Source organism: Mycolicibacterium smegmatis (genome assembly GCF_001457595.1).
GTDB lineage: Bacteria > Actinomycetota > Actinomycetes > Mycobacteriales > Mycobacteriaceae > Mycobacterium > Mycobacterium smegmatis.
The window spans coordinates 2,581,341-2,596,145 of sequence record NZ_LN831039.1 but is presented as its reverse complement, the minus strand read 5'-3'; the positions used below and the strand labels follow the sequence as shown (position 1 = coordinate 2,596,145).

The window sequence follows — 14,805 nt, the reverse complement described above, 5'->3', positions numbered from 1 at the left end:
TGCCGCTCGGGGGCGCGCAGCGCGGGACATACTGGGCAGATGCCAGAACGCACGCCGGACCGCGGCCGGGACCGCGGCCGGGACCGCAATGTGCTGGGTGGCCCGCTGGAGGAATGCGGAACCGATCCGCTGACCGGTTTCTACCGTGACGGCTGCTGCACGACCGGTGACGCCGATCTCGGGCGCCACACCATCTGCGCGGTGGTCACCGCCGAGTTCCTGCAACATCAGCGGTCCATCGGCAACGACCTGTCCACGCCTGCACCGCATTTCCGGTTCCCCGGCCTCAAGCCCGGTGACCGTTGGTGCGTCACCGCGGCCAACTGGCTGCGGGCCCACCAGGACGGCTTCGCCGCGCCCGTGGTGCTCGCGGCGACCCACGAACGCACGCTCGACGTCGTCCCGCTCGAGGTGCTCGAGTCCTACGCCGTCGACGTGCCCGACGACCTGGCCGGCCTGTAGCGGCACGCGCCGGGTGGGCCACCGCCCACACTCTCCGTAGGCTCGTCGGTGTGAGTGTCACCTCGGATGCCGCCGTCACCCTGCACAGCCGGTTCGCGCGCGAACTGCCGGAACTGGCGATCGGATGGCAGGCCGAGCCCGCTCCCGCTCCGCGCCTGCTGGTCCTCAACGACGCGCTCGCCACCGAACTGGGCCTCGACGCGGACTGGCTGCGCAGCCCCGACGGCATCGGCCTGCTGCTGGGCACCGACGTGCCCGAGGGCGCCACACCCGTGGCGCAGGCCTACGCCGGCCACCAGTTCGGCGGCTACGTCCCGCGCCTGGGCGACGGCCGCGCACTGCTGCTCGGCGAGCTCACCGACGTCCACGGGCGCACCCGTGACCTGCACCTGAAGGGCTCCGGGCGCACGCCGTTCGCGCGGGGCGGTGACGGGCTCGCGGTGGTCGGACCGATGCTGCGCGAGTACATCGTCAGCGAGGCCATGCATGCGCTGGGCATCCCCACCACGCGCTCGCTGGCCGTGGTGGCGACCGGCCGCGACGTGTGGCGCGAGACCAAGCAGCCCGGTGCCGTGCTGGCCCGCGTCGCGAGCAGCCACCTGCGCGTCGGCAGCTTCCAGTACGCCTACCAGTACGCCACCGCCGCAAAGGACGACGAGGTGCTGCGCCGGCTCGCCGACCACGCGAGCTCACGTCATCACCCGCAGGCGGCCGAGGCCGACAACCCGTATCTGGCGCTGTTCGAAGCCGTGGTGTCGGCGCAGGCGTCGCTGCTGGCGCAATGGATGCTGGTGGGGTTCATCCACGGCGTGATGAACACCGACAACATGACCATCTCCGGTGAGACCATCGACTACGGGCCGTGCGCGTTCATGGACACGTTCGATCCCGCAACGGTTTTCAGCTCGATCGACCACGGCGGGCGCTACGCGTACGGCAACCAGCCCGCGGTGGCGCACTGGAACCTGGCGCGGTTCGCCGAGACCCTGCTGCCGCTGATCGCCGAAGATGTCGACACCGCGGTCCACCTCGTGACCGCGGCGCTCGGGCAGTTCCCGCAGCAGTTCGACACGGCGTGGTCGACGGGCATGCGGACCAAGCTGGGGCTGAGTGCCCGAGTCGACCACACGACCGCCACGGCGCTCGTCAACGATCTTTTGGTGCTGCTGCAACAGACCCGCACGGACTACACCTCGGCGTTCCGCGACCTGGGCCGCGTCGCGCGCGGCGCGCAGCCGTCACTGCCGTTCACCGACGAGTGGCTGTCACGCTGGCGTGCGTGCTACCCCGACCCGGATGTGATGGATCGCGTCAACCCGGTCTACATCCCGCGCAACCATCTGGTGGAGGACGCGCTGACCGCGGCGACCACAGGTGACCTCGCGCCGCTCACCGCGCTCATGACGGCACTGAAAACCCCGTTCACCGAACGTGCCGGATTCGAGGCCCACGCCGCGCCCGCGCCTGAGGACTTCGGTCCGTACCGCACCTTCTGCGGCACCTGATCGGCGAACGGCAACAAATGATCGCCGGCCCGCTACATTCGGGTGGGTGACGATCACCATCAGCACCCCCGACGGGCCGATCGACGCTCTGCTGAGCACACCGACCGGATCGGGACCGTGGCCGGGCGTCGTGATCATCCACGACGCGATCGGATACGGCCCCGACAACGAGTTGGTCTCCGAACGCGTCGCGCAGGCCGGCTACCTCGCGATCACCCCGAACCTGTACTCACGCGGCGGCCGTGCCCGGTGCATCACCCGGATGTTCCGGGATCTGCTCACCCAGCGTGGCCGCGCGCTCGACGACATCCTCGCCGCGCGCGATCACCTCAAGTCGCTGCCCGAATGCACCGGCACCGTCGGCGTCGTCGGCTTCTGCTCGGGCGGCCAGTTTGCACTCATCATGGGCCCCAAGGGTTTTGCCGCATCCGCGCCGTTCTACGGCACACCGCTCCCCCGTCACCTCGACCGGACGCTCGACGCATCGTGCCCCATCGTCGCGAGCTTCGGACGCCGCGACCCACTCGGCATCGGTGCGCCGGCGCGGCTGCGGCGGGTCGTCGAGGCCAAGAACATCCCGGCCGACATCAAGGTGTACCCGTCGGCCGGGCACAGCTTCGCCAACATCCTGCCCGCGCAGCCCCTGCTGCGCGTCACTGGTTTCGGCTACGACGAGGCCGCCACCACCGACGCCTGGACGCGCGTGTTCGCGTTCTTCGACGAGCATCTCAAGCCGAAGACCGCAGGCCAGGCGTAGGCCCAGGCACCGGCCTACTCGGGGAGCCGCAACTCCGGCTTCTCCACTTCCTCGATGTTGACGTCCTTGAACGTGATCACCCGGACCTGCTTGACGAAACGGGCGGGCCGGTACATGTCCCACACCCAGGCGTCGGCCAGCCGGAGCTCGAAATACACCTCGCCATCTGCATTCCGTGGAATGAGCTCCACACTGTTCGCGAGGTAGAAGCGGCGTTCGGTCTCCACGACGTAGCTGAACTGACCGACGATGTCCTTGTATTCGCGGTACAGCGAGAGCTCCATCTCGGTTTCGTACTTCTCGAGATCTTCGGCGCTCATCTGCTCTGCTGTCCTTCTCGTAGGGTCACTGCCTTGATCACATTGTCTGCTCTTGGCTTGTCTGTTGTCGGCGCGGTCATCCACTGCCCATCTTCGCGCACGCGGCACCCTCGTGCTCCACGGGTGCCGTAACCCACTCAACCTCAAACGCCTCAAGCGCCCGTCGTACCTCTTCGGTCTCGGCCGCCGACTCGGTGGACCAGCGCACGCCCACCCGGTCCGAGGCCCAGCGCACACCGGTCGCCTCGGCGGCTCGCCGCACGTTCACATACGAGTACCGGTGCTCCACGCACGGCCCGTGCCGGGTCAGCGCCGCGGTGTGGGCGGGCGTGATGTAGCCCTTGTGCTCGGCGAACCCGTAGCCGGGATGCTGTTCTTCCATCTCGACCATCAACCGGTCACGACTGACCTTGGCCAGCACGCTCGCGGCCGCGATGCACGCCGCCGCGGCGTCGCCGCCGATCACGGGAAGCGACGGCACCGACAGCCCGGGCACCCGGAAGCCGTCGGACAGTACGTAGCCGGGCCGCACCGAGAGGCCGGCGACCGCACGCCGCATGCCCTCGATGTTGGCGACGTGCACACCGCGCCGGTCCACCTCGTGCGACGGGATGAACACCACGTGGTAGGCCAGCGCGTAGCGGCGGATCAGCGGGAAGAGCCGTTCCCGTTCCTTCTCGCCGAGCTTCTTCGAGTCGTCGAGCGCGGCGAGGCTCTCCAGCCGGTTGGGGCCCAGTACGCAGGCCGCGACCACGAGCGGGCCGGCGCACGCACCGCGGCCCACCTCGTCGACCCCCGCGACGGGACCGAGTCCGTTGCGGTACAACGCCGATTCCAGGGTGCGCAGACCCGACGATTTCCGAATCACGGTTCGAGGCGGCCACGAGCCGGGCACGAGACAGCTCCTAGGAAGATGTCTGCGGATTCACGTCGCTGATACCGCCCCACCGAGACGGCGGCCAGGCGATGAATCGCGCCTTACCGATCACATTCTCCACGGGGATGGTGCCGGCCGTCGGGTCACCCGTGCACAGCAGGCCCTTCTGCGCGTCGGCCGGCAGGTTGGTGCAGTGCACGCGTGAATCCGCCGAATGGGTGCGGTTGTCGCCCATCACCCAGATACGGTCCTCGGGCACTGTCACCGGACCGAATTCGTTACCGAGGCACGGGTAGATCGCCGGGTCGGCCATCATCGTCGTGGGGTCGAGATACGGCTCGTCGAGCTTCTTGCCGTCGACCGTCAGACCGGTCGCCGCACGGCATTCCACCGTCTGACCGCCGACCGCGATCACGCGTTTGACAAGATCGTTCTCGTCCGGCGGGACGAAACCGATGAACGACAGGGCGTTCTGCACGCCGCGGATCACCGGGTTGTCCGAGCGGATCGACTTGTAGCCGATGTTCCAGGACGGCGGGCCCTTGAACACCACGACGTCGCCGGGGCGGGGCTCGGTGAATCGGTAGGTGAGCTTGTCGACCATGATGCGGTCGCCCACACAGCCGTTGCAGCCGTGCAGCGTCGGCTCCATCGACTCCGAAGGGATGAGGTACGGACGCGCGATGAACGTCAGCATCACGTAGTAGAGAACCACCGCGATGGTCACCAGGATGGCGCCCTCGCGCAAGGCACCGTGCTTGCGCTTGGGCTTTTCGTCCTGTTCCGGATCGGGCCGGGACTGCGGTTCGTCGGCGGGATTCGCGGCGGAATCACCAGCGGAATCGTGGTCGAGCGCGTCCTCCGACGAGGCGTCGGTGGAGTCGGTGGATCCGGTCACGGCATCCACAGTAGCGAGCGGAGGGACCAGCCCTGCGTCAGCCGCACCACCATGTGAGGCTCAGCGCTCAGCGCTTTTCCTTGATCTTCGCCTTCTTGCCACGGAGCTCGCGCAGGTAGTACAGCTTGGCGCGGCGGACGTCACCACGGGTGAGGACGTCGATGTGGTCGATGTTGGGCGAGTGCACCGGGAAGGTTCGCTCGACTCCGACGCCGTAGCTCTCCTTGCGCACGGTGAAGGTCTCGCTGATACCGCCACCCTGACGACGGATCACGACGCCCTTGAAGACCTGGATGCGCTCCTTGGAGCCCTCGATGACCTTCACGTGCACGTTGACGGTGTCGCCGGGGCTGAAGGTCGGGATATCGTCGCGCAGCGACGCCTGATCGACGAAGTCCAGCGTGTTCATCGGTGACACTTCCTTGTTGTTCGCGGGTACGCGCGGTGGCGCAGCCGAAGCTATCTTTCGGGTGTATCGGGGTGTATCTCGCAGCAGGCAGGCACTACTCAGCCCGGTCCTGCGCAGACAACTGCTCAATTGTGCCAGACGAGGCCCCATCCAGTGAAATCGGTGCGCTGCCCTGCACCGGAGCCGGCTTTTGCGGCCGAATCGATGAGTGAGACTAACTAAGCGGCCCGATCGGGTAACGGTTAGGCTTCGACTACTCGAAAAGTGTCCGAATCGCCGCTGTTGCCGTGCCGATCGGGGTCCACTGGATGCGCTGAATGTCGGAGGAGGGCAATGCGAGGGCGGCCGTCGAGGCTGGTCACCGCGACCGCAGTCAGTGCGATCGCGATGTTGGTCGCATCCGGTTGCGAGGACCCCCGGGTCTACGGCGGATTCGCCGCCCCGGACGCGCCGCAGCTCACCGTCGTCGTGCCGCAGGGCGGCATGGCCCCGCTGCCCGAGGCGCCGCCCGACGAACCGGCCGCGTCGTTCCTCGGCCTGCAGGACCGCGCGATGCTGGCCACCAACCAGGCCGCCGACGCCGGCGCCGACATCACGATGCTGGTGCTCGACCGCAACACGGGGCAACTGGTCTCCAACGGCAACGAGCAGAGCATCGCGATCGCGTCCGTGGTCAAGCTCTTCATCGCCGACGACCTGCTGCTGCAGGAGGCCAAGGGCCAGACCGTCCTGTCCGCCGACGACCGCAAGATGCTCGACGTGATGCTGCGGTCCTCCGACGACGACGCGGCCGAGATCTTCTGGAACCGCAGCGGCGGTGACCCCATCGTGACGCGTGTGGCGGCCCGCTACGGGCTGACCTCGACCAAGCCGCCCAACGACGGTCGGTGGTGGAACACCAAGAGCACGGCCGCCGACCTGGTGCGCTACTACGACATGCTCATGAGCGGCCGCGGCGGGCTACCGCCCGAACAGGCCAACGTGATCCTGTCCAATCTCGCGCAGTCCACTCCTGAGGCGAAGGACACCACGCAACCCGGCGGCGTCTATCCGCAGCGCTTCGGCATCCCCGACGGTCTGTACGCCGAACCCGTCGCGGTCAAGCAGGGGTGGATGTGCTGCATCGGCGGGGACTGGATGCACCTGTCCACCGGCGTCATCGGGCCCGACCGCCGCTTCGTCATGGTGATCGGCGCGCTGCAGCCCACAGACGCCACGACCGCACGCGAGACGATCACCGATGCGGTCAAGACCATGTTCCCCGGCGGGCGGATCTGATCAGTCGAGCAGGTCGGGGCGGCGCTCTCGGGTGCGCTGCAGGGCCTGCTCGTGGCGCCACGCCGCGACCTTCGCGTGGTCGCCGGAGAGCAGGACCGGCGGCACGTCGAGCCCGCGCCAGCTCGGCGGGCGCGTGTAGCTGGGTCCTTCGAGCAGCCCGTCGGAGTGTGAATCCTGTTGGTGCGAAGCGGGATTGCCGAGCACATCGGGCAGCAGGCGCACCACGGCCTCGACCATCACCAGCGTGGCGGCCTCTCCCCCGTTGAGCACGTAGTCGCCGATCGAGACCTCTTCGACGCGCATGCGCCGCGCGGCGTCGTCGACGACGCGCTGATCGATGCCCTCGTAGCGTCCGCACGCGAACACCAGGTGTCTCTCGGTGCTCCAGCGCTGGGCCGTGCGCTGGTCGAACAGCCGGCCCGCAGGCGTCGGCACCACGAGAAGCGTTTCCTCCGAGCAGATCCCGTCGAGCGCCTCACCCCACACCGGAGCTTTCATCACCATGCCGGGACCACCGCCGTAGGGCGAGTCGTCCACGGAGCGGTGCACGTCGTGGGTCCAGTTGCGCAGGTCGTGCACCTCGACGGAGACGATGCCGGCGTCGATGGCCTTGCCCGGCAACGACTGCCGGATCGGATCGAGGTAGGCGGGAAATATCGAGATGACGTCGATACGCACGGCGCCGCCCCCTCTCAGGCCAGATCCAGCAGACCCTCGGGCGGGTCGATGACGATGGTCGCGTTCTCGCGCGATACCGATGTCACGATGGCGCCGACGAACGGCACGAGGATCTCTCGACCGCCCTCGTCGGCCTTCACCGCGAGGATCTCCCCGCCCGCGGTGTGCAACACCTCGGCGACCTTGCCGACAGGCGCGTCGTCGACCGTCACGACGCGCATGCCCTCGAGTTCGTGGTCGTAGAACTCGTCGGGGTCGTCGATCGAGGGAAGTTCGGCGGTGTCCACCAGGAACACCGTGCCGCGCAGTTCATCGGCGCCGTTGCGGTCGGCGATGCCTGCGAGACGTACCAGCAGGCGACCGCCGTGCGCGCGGACCGATTCGATCGTGTATTCGCGTTCGGCCCCGGATCTGGGCCTGCCGCGCAGCACCGCGCCGGGTGCGAACCGTGCTTCCGGATCGTCGGTGCGGATCTCGACGACGACCTCGCCGGAGATCCCGTGTGCCTTGACGACCCGCCCGACAACCAGGTCCATGTCGATTCCCGAGCAGCCGCTTCGGTGAAAGCGGTTACTGGTCGGTGTCGACGACGTCGACGCGGATGCCCCGGCCGCCGATCCCGGCGACCAGGGTGCGCAGCGCCGTGGCGGTACGGCCGCCACGGCCGATCACCTTGCCGAGGTCGTCGGGGTGCACATGCACCTCGACGGTCCGTCCCCGGCGGTTGGTGACCATGTCGACACGCACATCGTCAGGGTTGTCGACGATCCCGCGGACCAGGTGCTCGACGGCGTCGACCACGACTGAACTCACTGCGGTGCTCAGCTCTCGCTTGCGGCGTCGGCGGCTTCAGCCGAAGCCTCGGCGGCCTCAGCCGGCGCCTCGGCAGCCTCATCCTTCTTCGGCGCCTTCTTCTTCTTGGGCGTGGTGGCGGCCGCGGTGGTGCCGCTCTCGGCCTCGGCCAGGGCTGCGTTGAACAGATCCAGCTTGGACGGCTTGGGCTCCTTGACCTTCAGCGTGCCCTCGGCGCCCGGCAGGCCCTTGAACTTCTGCCAGTCACCGGTGATCTTCAGCAGGGCCAGAACCGGCTCGGTGGGCTGCGCGCCGACACCCAGCCAGTACTGCGCACGCTCGCTGTCGATCTGGATCAGGCTCGGCTCTTCCTTCGGGTGGTACCGGCCGATGACCTCGATGGCGCGGCCGTCGCGGCGCGTGCGCGCATCGGCGACGATGATGCGGTACTGGGGGTTGCGGATCTTGCCGAGCCGGGTGAGCTTGATCTTGACAGCCATGTGTAAGTCTTCTCCTAGGTGTCACGCTGCAATTCAGCGATGCGGGCGGAATTGCCCGATCCGGTTTTGCCTCGCGTGTGTGACCGACGCGCAGCCGTAGTCGCACGCCGGACAGCCGACCATTGTGCCAGAGCGGACAGCACACTCCCAAATCCCGCCGCGGCGCAGGTCAGGCCGTCACTGGACGTGCGCCAGATCACCCGGTCAGATCACCTTGTCGAAGCATTTGGTCTCGACGCGACGCGTCATCCGCCAGCCCTCGGGCGTGCGCACGAACTGATCGTCGTACCACAGGCCGCAGAACAGCACCTGCGGTGAGAGCCCGTCGAGCACCATCGGGTTGAAGCAGATGGTGCGTGAACTCGCGGTGTCCTGCCCGTCCGGGTCGTAGGTGATGCGCACATCGAAGTTGCCGAGCATGTGCGCGTACGCCGGGAACGCAGGCAGCACCTCGGCCAGCCACGCCTTGACCTCGGGATAGTGGCCGTCGATACCGCCCATGGCCCGATAGTCGATGTAGGCGTCCGGGGTGAACACCGCGTCGAGGTCGTCGAACTGTCTGCGGTCGATGGCAGTCGAATAGTCCACCAGGAGTTGCTGGATCTCCAGGCGATCCGAGATCTCGGCCAGGCTCAACATGTCTCGATTCAACACGACTAGGCTGGCCGGCCATGTGGAGGTACGCCTTCGGGCTGGTCGTGCTCGTCGTGTCCGGTCTGATCACCGGCCCCGGATCCCTCGCAGTGCCCGTCGCCCGCGCGGACGCCGACATCCAGCAGGTCGGATCGGTGGCCCCGCCCGAGGGACCCGCCGAGACGTGGGTGGTGGCCGACATGGACACCGGCCAGATCCTCGCCGGCCGAGGCGAATACGTCCGGCACGCCCCCGCGAGCACCATCAAGACCCTGCTGGCGCTCGTGGTTCTCGACGAGGTGCCGCTGGACTCCACGATCGTCGCCGACGAGACCGACACCGACGTCGAATGCAACTGCGCGGGCGTGGCCCCCGGCCGTACCTACACCGCACGCCAACTGCTCGAGGCCGCACTGCTGGCGTCGGGCAACGACGCGGCGAACACCCTGGCCCGCATGCTCGGCGGCCCCGAGGCCGCCGTCGCGAAGATGAACGCCAAGGCCGCGCAACTGGGTGCGCGCGACACCAACGTGGTCACCCCGTCGGGACTGGACGCCCCCGGCATGCCGTTCTGGTCCACACCCCACGACCTCGCGGTGATCTTCCGAGCCGCCATGGCCGACCCGGTCTTCGCCCAGATCACCGCGATGCCCTCGACGGTGTTCCCGGCAAAGACCGGCGACCGGGTGCTGGTCAACCAGAACGAGTTGCTGCACCGCTATCCCGGCACGCTGGGCGGCAAGACCGGTTTCACCGACATCGCGCGCAAGACCTTCGTGGCGGCCGCGCAGCGCGACGGGCGCCGCCTGGTGATCGCGATGATGTACGGCCTGGTGAAAGAGGGCGGGCCGACGTACTGGGATCAGGCCGCGGGCCTGCTGGACTGGGGCTTCGCGCAGGACCGTTCGGCGAGCATCGGGGCGCTCTGATCCGGTTGTAGCCGTACGGAAACCTGATCGCGCACAACTCGAGCCCTACCGTCCGTAACGTCGGCGCGCGTGCGAAGACTGTTCGCGGCGGCCGCGTTCGCCCTCAGCACGGCACTGGCCGCCGCGACGTTCACCCCTGTCGCGCACGCGGAACCGGCCGCCGCACCGGCGGGCGCCGCGGCCGTCACCGACGGACCCGCGAAGGCGTGGCTGGTCGCCGACATGGACACCGGCCGGGTGCTCGCGTCGAAGGACCCCTACGGGTCCTACGCACCCGCGAGCACCATCAAGCCGCTGCTGGCCATGGTGGTGCTCGACCATCTGCGCCCCGACAACTTCGCCAGGGCCAACGCGTCCCACACCAAGGTCGAATGTTCTTGTGTGGGGCTCAAACCCGGCCAGCCCTACACCACGCGCCAACTGCTGGACGCGCTGCTGATGGTCTCGGGCAACGACGCGGCCAACATGCTCGCCGACATGCTCGGCGGGCCGCGCGTCGCGGTCGCGGCGATGAACCGCAAGGCCGCCGCGGTCGGGGCACGCAACACCAGGGCCGCATCGCCGTCGGGTCTCGACGGCCCGGGCTGGGAGTCGCTCACCACACCGCACGATCTCGCGGTGATCTTCCGTGCGGCGCTGAACTATCCGGTGATCGCGCAGATCCTGCGGCAGACCACGGCCCAGTTCCCGGGCAAGACCCTGACCTATCAGAACGAGTTGCTCACGCGCTATCCGGGCGACATCGGCGGCAAGACCGGTTACACGAACCTGGCCCGCAAGACCTACGTCGGGGCCGCGCAGCGCGGCAACCGCCGGTTGGTGGTGGTGCAGATGTACGGCACAGGTGATCTCTACGACCAGGCCATCCGCCTGTTCGACTACGGCTTCAGCCAGTAGTCCTGGCCCGCTTCACGCCGAGAGCCACGCAACTGTCGTGAAAACGCTCTCGCAGCGGCATTTTCGTCGATCTCGGCGAAACTAGAAAATGCGGCCGCGCAGGATCACCAGATCCGGATGGTCCGCACCGGCCACGCGCGGATCCTCGTCGAAGCACAGCAGATCGGCCGATGCGCCGTGCTCGAGTCCGGGACGGCCGAGCCAGGCCCGCGCGTCCCAGCACGCCGCGCCGAGCGCGTGAGTGGGGGTCATGCCGATACGTTTGAGCGCCTCGACCTCGTCGGAGATGCGGCCGTGGCCGATGGTGCCGCCCGCGTCGGTGCCCGCGAAGATCGGCACACCCGCATCGTGCGCGGCCGCGACACGCTCGTAGCACGAGGCGTACAGATCCCGCATGTGCCTGGCGTAGGTCGGGTACTTGCCCGCCGCGTCGGCGATGCCCGGGAAGGTCTCGACGTTGATCAGGGTCGGCACCAGCGCCGTGCCGTGTTCGACCATCGACGCGATGGTGTCGTCGGTCAGGCCCGTGCCGTGCTCGATGCAGTCGATGCCCGCGCCGATCAGGCCGGGCAGGGCGTCCTCGCCGAACACGTGCGCGGTGACCCGCGCACCCTCGGCGTGTGCGGCGTCGATCGCGGCCCTGAGCACGTCGTCGGACCACAGCGGCGCGAGATCGCCTGCACCACGGTCGATCCAGTCGCCTATCAGCTTGACCCAGCCGTCGCCCCACCGCGCCTGCTCGGCCACCACGGCGGGCAACTGCGATTCGTCCTCGATGTCGATCGGCACGCCGGGCAGGTAGCGCTTGGGCCGTGCGAGGTGCCTGCCCGCACGGATGATGCGCGGCAGATCCTCGCGATCGTCCAAACTGCGTGTGTCCAGAGGCGATCCGGCGTCGCGCAGCAGCAGCGCACCGGCATCGCGTTCGGTCTCGGCCTGCGCGACGGCCTCGTCGATGCCGACCGCGCCGCCAGGACCGAGGCCGACGTGACAGTGCGCGTCGACCAGACCCGGGATGATCCAACCGAGTTCGCCGCCCGCGCCGAACACGGTGTCGGCGCCCGCGATCGGCTCCGCGGACAGCACGCCGTCGGCGATCCACCACTCGACGGGTTCACCGTCGGGCAGACCGCGGCCGCGGACGTGCAGCGCGGACACTACTTGTTGGGGAACTTCAGCTTCGACAGGTCGAAGTCGGCCAGACCGGGCGGCAGTTCGTCGAGGCCCTTGGGCATGTTCGACAGGTCCGGGAAGCCACCGGGCAGCCCCGCCGCGCCCAACGGGTTGCGCACCTTCGGCTGGGTCGGTCCCTTCCCCTTCTTGGCGTTCTTGCCCTTCTTGCCCTTGCTCTTGGCGGCCTTGCGGGTCGCGCTCTTGCGCCCGAACCCCATGCCCATCTGCCCGGCCATCGAGGACATCATCTTGCGGGCCTCGAAGAACCGGTCGACGAGCTGGTTGACCTCCGACACCGTGACACCGGAGCCGTTGGCGATGCGCAGGCGGCGCGACGCGTTGATGATCTTCGGATCGGCGCGTTCCTGCGGCGTCATACCGCGGATGATGGCCTGCACGCGGTCGAGTTGCTTGTCGTCGACCGCGGCCAGCGCGTCCTTCATCTGCCCCGCGCCGGGCAGCATGCCCAAGAGGTTGCCGATCGGCCCCATCTTGCGGATCGTGAGCATCTGCTCGAGGAAGTCCTCCAGCGTCAGCTCACCGGTGCCGATCTTGGCGGCGGCCTCCTCGGCCTTCTGGGCGTCGAAGACCTGCTCGGCCTGCTCGATGAGCGTGAGCACGTCACCCATGCCGAGGATCCGGCTGGCCATGCGGTCGGGATGGAAGACGTCGAAGTCCTCGAGCTTCTCGCCGGCCGACGCGAACAGGATCGGCACGCCCGTGACCTCGCGGACCGACAGCGCGGCACCACCGCGCGCGTCGCCGTCGAGCTTGGTGAGCACCACGCCGGTGAAGCCGACGCCCTCGCGGAACGCCTCGGCCGTCGCGACCGCGTCCTGACCGATCATCGCGTCGAGCACGAACAGCGTCTCGTCGGGCTGCACGGCGTCGCGGATGCCCGCGGCCTGCGCCATCAGCACGTCGTCGATGCCCAGGCGGCCCGCGGTGTCGACGATCACGACGTCATACAGCTTGGTCTTGGCCTCGGCCAGACCCGCGGCGGCCACCGCGACCGGGTCGCCGGGGCCTGCGCCCTCGGTCTCGTGGGCGCCGGGCGCGGTACCCGGGTGCGGCGCGAACACCGCGACGCCCGCACGTTCACCGACGATCTGCAGCTGGTTGACCGCGCCGGGGCGCTGCAGGTCACACGCCACGAGCAGCGGGCTGTGACCCTTGTCCTTGAGCCACTTGGCGAGCTTGCCCGCCAGGGTGGTCTTACCGGCACCCTGCAGACCGGCCAGCATGATGACCGTCGGCGGCGTCTTGGCGAACGCCAGCTGGCGGGTCTCGCCACCGAGGATGCCGATGAGCTCCTCGTTGACGATCTTGACCACCTGCTGCGCGGGGTTGAGCGCCGCGGAGACCTCCGCACCCTTCGCGCGCTCCTTGATGCGCGCGACGAACGCACGCACGACCGGCAGCGAGACGTCTGCCTCCAGCAGGGCCAACCTGATCTCGCGCGTCGTGGCATCGATGTCGGCGTCGGTCAACCGCCCCTTGCCACGTAGCCCCTGCAGGGCACCGGTCAACCGGTCAGACAGGCTTTCAAACACGTGACAAGCCTAACGGGCGCGCAATCGCGACGTCGCCGCACGCCACGGGCCCGGCCCCGGGGCGCTCAGGGGTGGTCGGCGGGAACGCGCTCGGAGTCGAGGGCCGCCATCTGCTGGGCGGTGTAACGGTCCCCCGCCACCTCGTCGGCAGGCACGGCCGATTCGATGCGCGCGAGCTGTTCACCGGTGAGCGTCAGATCGACGGCGCCGAGGGCCTCGGACAGGCGCGTGCGGGTGCGTGCGCCGATCAGCGGTACGACGTCGTCACCGCGGGTGGCCACCCAGGCGATCGCGGCCTGCGCCGCTGACACGCCCAGCTCGTCGGCCACGCCGCGCAGCGCGTCGACCAGCGCCAGGTTGCGCTCGAAATTGGCGCCCGAGAACCGCGGATACGCCGAGCGGGCGTCGCCTTCTCGGCCGCCGCCCGGCGTCCAGTGGCCGCTGAGCAGACCGCGTGAGAGCACGCCGTACGCGGTGATGCCGATACCCAGCTCACGGCAGGTGTCGAGGATGTCGTTCTCGATGCCGCGTGACATCAACGAGTACTCGATCTGCAGGTCGGCGATGGGACGCACCGAGGCCGCCCGCCGGATCGTGTCCGAGCCCACCTCCGACAGCCCGATGTGCCGCACGTAGCCGGCGTCGACGAGTTCGCCTATGGCGCCGACGGTTTCCTCGATGGGGACCGCGGGGTCCAGACGCGCGGGGCGGCAGATGTCGATGTGGTCGGTCCCGAGACGCTGCAGTGAATACGCCACCGCGCTCTTGACGGCCACGGATCGCGCGTCGAAGCCGAGCCAGGTGACGCCGGGGCCGATCTGGGCGCCGAACTTCACGCTCAGAAGGTAGGTGTCGCGGGCCCTGCCGCGCAGCGCCTCGGCGAGCAGCATCTCGTTGTGCCCGCTGCCGTAGAAGTCGGCGGTGTCCAGCAAGGTGATGCCCGCGTCGAGCGCGGCCTGGACGGTGGCGATGCTCTCGGCGCGATCGGCTTCGCCGTACGGTCCCGACATCGCCATGCAGCCGAGGCCGACCGCCGAGGTGGTCAGGGTTCCCAGTGTCTTGGTTCGCATGGGCCCAGTGTTCGTCCGGGCGCCGACGGTGACAACGACGTGTGTAACCAGGGATCCGCGGTCCCTGTCTCGAC

At 68.7% G+C, this 14,805-nt stretch carries 18 protein-coding genes; 6 read left to right on the top strand and 12 right to left on the bottom strand.

All coding sequences use genetic code 11. The features are described 5' to 3' along the window. Positions 1-39: 39 nt before the first annotated feature. From AT701_RS12355 to AT701_RS12345, 3 genes are read left to right on the top strand one after another with little or no spacing between them, the layout of a single operon-like run. A complete protein-coding gene (locus AT701_RS12355) occupies positions 40-462 on the top strand; it encodes a DUF2237 family protein (RefSeq protein ID WP_058125907.1) in 423 nt (140 codons plus the stop codon). Between the two features lie 50 nt (positions 463-512). Next, positions 513-1,967 (top strand): protein adenylyltransferase SelO, encoded by a 1,455-nt coding sequence (locus AT701_RS12350; protein WP_058125906.1) that lies wholly within the window; start codon positions 513-515, stop codon positions 1,965-1,967. A 46-nt stretch (positions 1,968-2,013) separates the two neighbouring features. Further along, entirely contained in the window at positions 2,014-2,724 is a 711-nt protein-coding gene (locus AT701_RS12345) for a dienelactone hydrolase family protein (protein WP_003893810.1), read from the top strand. A gap of 14 nt (positions 2,725-2,738) precedes the next feature. On the opposite strand, the gene AT701_RS12340 is transcribed toward AT701_RS12345, so the two are convergent. The 4 genes from AT701_RS12340 to rplS form a co-directional block, all read right to left on the bottom strand. After that, positions 2,739-3,044 carry a DUF2469 domain-containing protein gene (locus AT701_RS12340; protein ID WP_003893809.1) on the bottom strand — a complete coding sequence of 102 codons (306 nt, stop codon included), beginning with the start codon at positions 3,042-3,044 and terminating at the stop codon, positions 2,739-2,741. A 76-nt stretch (positions 3,045-3,120) separates the two neighbouring features. Then, the gene (locus AT701_RS12335) at positions 3,121-3,939 is read right to left on the bottom strand and encodes a ribonuclease HII (protein ID WP_058125905.1); all 819 of its coding nucleotides are present in this window, start codon (positions 3,937-3,939) and stop codon (positions 3,121-3,123) included. A 10-nt stretch (positions 3,940-3,949) separates the two neighbouring features. Beyond that, complete coding sequence (gene lepB / locus AT701_RS12330; RefSeq protein WP_011728343.1) at positions 3,950-4,819, bottom strand: signal peptidase I; 870 nt, start codon at positions 4,817-4,819, stop codon at positions 3,950-3,952. Positions 4,820-4,886: 67 nt separating this feature from the next. Continuing rightward, complete coding sequence (rplS, locus tag AT701_RS12325; RefSeq protein WP_003893806.1) at positions 4,887-5,228, bottom strand: 50S ribosomal protein L19; 342 nt, start codon at positions 5,226-5,228, stop codon at positions 4,887-4,889. A 333-nt stretch (positions 5,229-5,561) separates the two neighbouring features. Here rplS and AT701_RS12320 point away from each other — a divergent pair, with 333 nt between their 5' ends. Continuing rightward, complete coding sequence (locus AT701_RS12320) at positions 5,562-6,506, top strand: LppW family protein (RefSeq protein WP_011728342.1); 945 nt, start codon at positions 5,562-5,564, stop codon at positions 6,504-6,506. Here the strand turns inward: AT701_RS12320 and trmD are convergent, their stop codons facing one another. The 5 genes from trmD to AT701_RS12295 form a co-directional block, all read right to left on the bottom strand. Continuing rightward, positions 6,507-7,184: a tRNA (guanosine(37)-N1)-methyltransferase TrmD gene (gene trmD / locus AT701_RS12315; protein WP_058125904.1), complete on the bottom strand. Its 678-nt coding sequence runs from the start codon at positions 7,182-7,184 to the stop codon at positions 6,507-6,509. Positions 7,185-7,198: 14 nt separating this feature from the next. Beyond that, positions 7,199-7,720 carry a ribosome maturation factor RimM gene (rimM, locus tag AT701_RS12310; protein ID WP_003893803.1) on the bottom strand — a complete coding sequence of 174 codons (522 nt, stop codon included), beginning with the start codon at positions 7,718-7,720 and terminating at the stop codon, positions 7,199-7,201. Between the two features lie 34 nt (positions 7,721-7,754). Continuing rightward, positions 7,755-7,997 (bottom strand): RNA-binding protein, encoded by a 243-nt coding sequence (locus tag AT701_RS12305; RefSeq protein WP_003928628.1) that lies wholly within the window; start codon positions 7,995-7,997, stop codon positions 7,755-7,757. 8 nt (positions 7,998-8,005) lie between these two features. After that, entirely contained in the window at positions 8,006-8,476 is a 471-nt protein-coding gene (gene rpsP / locus AT701_RS12300) for a 30S ribosomal protein S16 (protein WP_003893801.1), read from the bottom strand. 204 nt (positions 8,477-8,680) lie between these two features. Further along, complete coding sequence (locus AT701_RS12295; protein ID WP_003893800.1) at positions 8,681-9,115, bottom strand: nuclear transport factor 2 family protein; 435 nt, start codon at positions 9,113-9,115, stop codon at positions 8,681-8,683. 32 nt (positions 9,116-9,147) lie between these two features. On the opposite strand from AT701_RS12295, the gene AT701_RS12290 reads away from it, so the two are divergent. Together AT701_RS12290 and AT701_RS12285 are read left to right on the top strand one after the other, a co-directional pair. After that, complete coding sequence (locus tag AT701_RS12290; protein WP_003893799.1) at positions 9,148-10,038, top strand: D-alanyl-D-alanine carboxypeptidase family protein; 891 nt, start codon at positions 9,148-9,150, stop codon at positions 10,036-10,038. A 69-nt stretch (positions 10,039-10,107) separates the two neighbouring features. Next, positions 10,108-10,935, top strand: a complete 828-nt coding sequence (locus AT701_RS12285) for a D-alanyl-D-alanine carboxypeptidase (RefSeq protein ID WP_011728339.1) — start codon at positions 10,108-10,110, stop codon at positions 10,933-10,935. A gap of 81 nt (positions 10,936-11,016) precedes the next feature. On the opposite strand, the gene AT701_RS12280 is transcribed toward AT701_RS12285, so the two are convergent. The 3 genes from AT701_RS12280 to AT701_RS12270 form a co-directional block, all read right to left on the bottom strand. Further along, positions 11,017-12,093, bottom strand: a complete 1,077-nt coding sequence (locus AT701_RS12280) for an amidohydrolase family protein (protein WP_011728338.1) — start codon at positions 12,091-12,093, stop codon at positions 11,017-11,019. Continuing rightward, on the bottom strand, positions 12,093-13,661 hold the full coding sequence (ffh, locus tag AT701_RS12275) for a signal recognition particle protein (protein WP_058125903.1): 1,569 nt from the start codon (positions 13,659-13,661) through the stop codon (positions 12,093-12,095). The genes AT701_RS12280 and ffh overlap by 1 nt, the downstream gene beginning before the upstream one ends. Positions 13,662-13,726: 65 nt before the next feature. Then, the gene (locus tag AT701_RS12270; protein WP_011728336.1) at positions 13,727-14,731 is read right to left on the bottom strand and encodes an aldo/keto reductase; all 1,005 of its coding nucleotides are present in this window, start codon (positions 14,729-14,731) and stop codon (positions 13,727-13,729) included. Positions 14,732-14,805 lie beyond the last annotated feature (74 nt).